This is a genomic window from Bacillus sp. JJ722 (genome assembly GCF_036963345.1).
Classification (GTDB): Bacteria; Bacillota; Bacilli; order Bacillales; family DSM-1321; genus Bacillus_AD.
The window spans coordinates 1-3,829 of record NZ_JBALMO010000224.1 but is presented as its reverse complement, the minus strand read 5'-3'; the positions used below and the strand labels follow the sequence as shown (position 1 = coordinate 3,829).

Below are 3,829 nucleotides of genomic sequence, written 5' to 3'. Positions count from 1 at the left end.
TTATGACCTCGAGGGGCTGGCCGTTGAAGCTTGACACATCGAATCGCTTGTCATCTCTTCGTGTTTCCTTTATCTCAGTCGATGGGCTCCAGCCCATACGGAGCAAAGCGGGCTCTTCCGCTTTTCTATTTAAGTAGTTGAAGAAAGCACACTACTTTTCTCTGTGTTAGAATAGTGTTAATACTTGAGTAAAGAGTGATGGCAAATGATATATATTGGAGTGACAGGATGGGGAGATCATGAATCATTATATGGTTCAAAGTTAGCTTCTCGTGATCGTTTACAAGTGTATGCAGAACATTTTCCAATTGTTGAAGTTGATACGACGTTTTACGCCATTCAATCAAAACAAAATAGTTTAAAATGGGTAAAAGAGACGCCAGATTCTTTTCAGTTTGTTGTAAAAGCCTATCAAGGAATGACGGGACATAATAGGAGTGAAATATCTTACAAGAGTAAAGAAGAAATGTTTGATGCTTATATTGATTCGTTAATACCCTATCAAGAGGCGAACAAGTTAGCGATGGTTTTGTTTCAGTTTCCACCTTGGTTTCATTGTGTGAAAGAGAATGTCGAATATTTGAGATGGTGTAAGCGACAAATGCGAGATATTCCCGTAGCGCTTGAATTTCGTAATCGTACATGGTTTGCAGAACCATTTATAGATAAGACATTGGCTTTTATGAAAAGTGAAGGATGGATTCATGGAATTGTCGATGAACCACAAGCGGGTGAAGGTTCCATCCCAACAGTTCTTCAATCTACTACTAGTAATAAGACGTTAATTCGTATGCATGGACGTAATGTATTTGGATGGAATAAAGCGACGGCAGGAGATGATTGGCGAGCTGTTCGCTTCTTGTATCGATATAATGAGAATGAGCTTATGCAATGGAAAGAGCACATACTTCAATTAGAAAAGCAGTCAAAAGATATTTACATAGTATTTAATAATAATTCCGGAGGCGACGCAGCTGATAATGCGAAGGAATTGATTTCGTTACTAGGCATTGAATATTCAAACTTAGCGCCAAGACAACTTGATTTGTTTTAGTAATGAATATTATTTTTTTAATAAAGAAGATTAGTTAATGAAGAGTTGTTTTTTAAAATTTTTTAACAAAGGCGGCTATACAATTGGAATGGATTTTACTTTTATTAGTAACGGGCTTATGTGCGGGGGTAATTGGCTCGGTAATTGGTCTAGGTGGCGGAATTATTATTGTGCCAGCCGTATTGTTCTTTCATAATTCTTTAGGTCTGCTTGAAGGTTTAACACCTCAAAAGGCAGTTGGAATTTCGACGGTAATGATGATTTTTACGGGATTATCCTCAACGCTTGCTTATATAAAATATAAAACGGTGGATTATAGAACAGGATTGATTTTTTTTATAGGTAGCGGACCTGGTGGAATTCTTGGTTCATATGTCAATAAAATGCTGGATTTGAACTCATTTAATTTATTCTTTGGTTCATTTGTTATCATTGTTTCAATTATCCTATTGATTAAGGATAAGTTAAAACCATCGAAATTAATTAATAGTGCTACCGTTAAAAGAACTTATCAAGATAAGGATGGAAAGGAATATATTTATGGATACCGTCCAATCATCGCCATTTCAATTTGCTTTGTAGTAGGTTTTTGTTCAGGGTTATTTGGTATTGGAGGAGGATCATTAATTGTACCAGCAATGATTTTGTTGTTTTTATTTCCTCCACACGTTGCGGTCGCAACATCCATGTTTCTTGTATTCTTATCCTCCATTACGAACTCTATAACACATATTGCATTGGGGAACGTTATCTGGCCTTATGCAATTGCATTAATACCAGGAGCATGGATTGGAGCGAAAATCGGAGCATACATTAATACAAAGTTAAAAAGCTCTACACTTGTAAGCATTTTACGGATAATGCTTTTAATAATTGGTATCAAACTTATAATAGAGGGAATTACCGGCTAAAAGAAAGTGATTTATTGAAGTAAATGAAATGCGGTACATAGATAAAAAAGAGGGGATTACGTTGGAAGAAAAAATACATTTGTATCATATTAATGATCTTCATAGCCACTTTGAACATTGGCAACGAATTGAGCATTTTATCCATGACCGGAAAGCATGGCATAGTGATGTTGGGGAAGAGACCATTGTTGTAGATATAGGAGATCACGCAGATCGATTTCATCCCTATACGGAAGCGTCTTCAGGTAAGGGTAATGTGGAATTACTTAATCAGTTAGGATGTCAGTTTGCGACAATTGGTAATAACGAAGGAATCACATTTCCATATGAAGCATTGAATCATTTATATGATGATGCGGAATTTAAGGTTGTATTAGCGAATTTATATGATAAAAATGAACAAAGGCCTAAGTGGGCATTGCCTTATAGTATTCATACAACAAATAAAGGCACACGAATTGCCTTTATTGGAGCAACAGCTTACTTCCGCTTGTTTTATGAATCATTAGGGTGGAATATTAAGGAGCCTCTTGAGGAAATTCGCCAAGTGGTAAGGAAAGTCAAAGATCACTCAGATATGCTTGTTTTGCTTTCACATTTAGGTCTTGAATATGACGAGCTATTAGCGAATGAAATTCCAGAATTAAATCTTATTTTTGGAGGGCATACACACCATATTCTTCATGAAGGAAAATATGTGAACGATACGTTACTATGTGGAGCGGGAAAATGGGGTACGTATGTTGGACATGTTGAGATAACTGTTGATAAAAATAAGAAAATTCTCCAAAGTGAAGCTAGATTATATAATATGAATGAACAAAATCTTGTACAAGGAGAAAAAGAGTTCGGTGCTAAGTTATACAAAGAAGGTAAAGAAAAGATGACACAGCAAGTATGTCAATTACCGGATAAATTGGTGGTGGATTGGTTTAAGGAAACACCATTAGTCGAGCTTTTATGTAGAACCCTTAAAGAGTGGTGCGATGCAGATTGTGCATTTTTAAATGCGGGTTTATTACTAGATGAACTTGATGCTGGTCCGGTTACATTATATGATTTGCATCGGATTTGTCCGCATCCCATTAATCCTTGTGTAATTGAAATAAAGGGTTCAGAGTTAAAAGAAGTAATCATTCAGTCAACTGATCCAACCTGGCCACATATGCAAATAAAGGGTTTTGGCTTCCGAGGCAATGTACTAGGTACCATGGTTTATAGCGATATTACAATGAATAGCCACCATGAAATTTGGATTGGGAATGATAAACTTGATACGAAAAGAACGTATCGTTTAGCCATACCTGATATGTTTACTTTCGGTTTTTTCTTTCCTGCAATTAAAAGATCGGAAAAGAAAGCTTATTACTTACCCGAGTTCCTAAGAGATTTACTCGCTTATGAGTTGAAAAGAATATATCCATAATTTGCGCAGACTATCCTACAAAATATGTTGGATAGTCTTTTTTATCCAATGTAACACCTATTCTAGGCATTTTTCATACTCTGAATAAGGTAAGGAGGGGATTTGTGTCTATGATGGAGTTAAAACCAATTCAAATTGAGGGTCGAACATTTTTGGGTATTGTTGTTAAGTTGCCAAAGACAAATTTGCTAGTGGTATCATCTGACCAAGGATATATTATGTGCGGGGCTTTGGATGTTGCTTTGTTGAATGAAAAGTTGAAAGACCGCAATATTATTGCTGGGAGAGCAGTTGGGGTAAAAACACTTGATCAGCTTTTAGAAGCACCATTAGAATCTGTGACATTTGGAGCGGAAAGCTTAGGAATTGAGAAGGGAACTATAGGAAGAGAAGCTCTTTTAAAAATGTGATGAGGCTGCCCGAAAAGTGATTTTCAAT

General features: G+C 36.2%; 4 protein-coding genes. All 4 read left to right on the top strand.

Going from position 1 to position 3,829, the window contains the following annotated elements; all coding sequences use genetic code 11:
- Positions 1–205 precede the first annotated feature (205 nt).
- Positions 206–1,054, top strand: a complete 849-nt coding sequence (locus V7014_RS21865) for a DUF72 domain-containing protein (protein ID WP_335510301.1) — start codon at positions 206–208, stop codon at positions 1,052–1,054.
- Positions 1,055–1,137: 83 nt separating this feature from the next.
- Positions 1,138–1,965 carry a sulfite exporter TauE/SafE family protein gene (locus V7014_RS21860; protein ID WP_335510299.1) on the top strand — a complete coding sequence of 276 codons (828 nt, stop codon included), beginning with the start codon at positions 1,138–1,140 and terminating at the stop codon, positions 1,963–1,965.
- Between the two features lie 61 nt (positions 1,966–2,026).
- Entirely contained in the window at positions 2,027–3,391 is a 1,365-nt protein-coding gene (locus V7014_RS21855; RefSeq protein ID WP_335510298.1) for a bifunctional metallophosphatase/5'-nucleotidase, read from the top strand.
- 110 nt (positions 3,392–3,501) lie between these two features.
- Positions 3,502–3,801, top strand: a complete 300-nt coding sequence (locus tag V7014_RS21850) for a YunC family protein (protein WP_335510295.1) — start codon at positions 3,502–3,504, stop codon at positions 3,799–3,801.
- Positions 3,802–3,829: the final 28 nt, after the last annotated feature.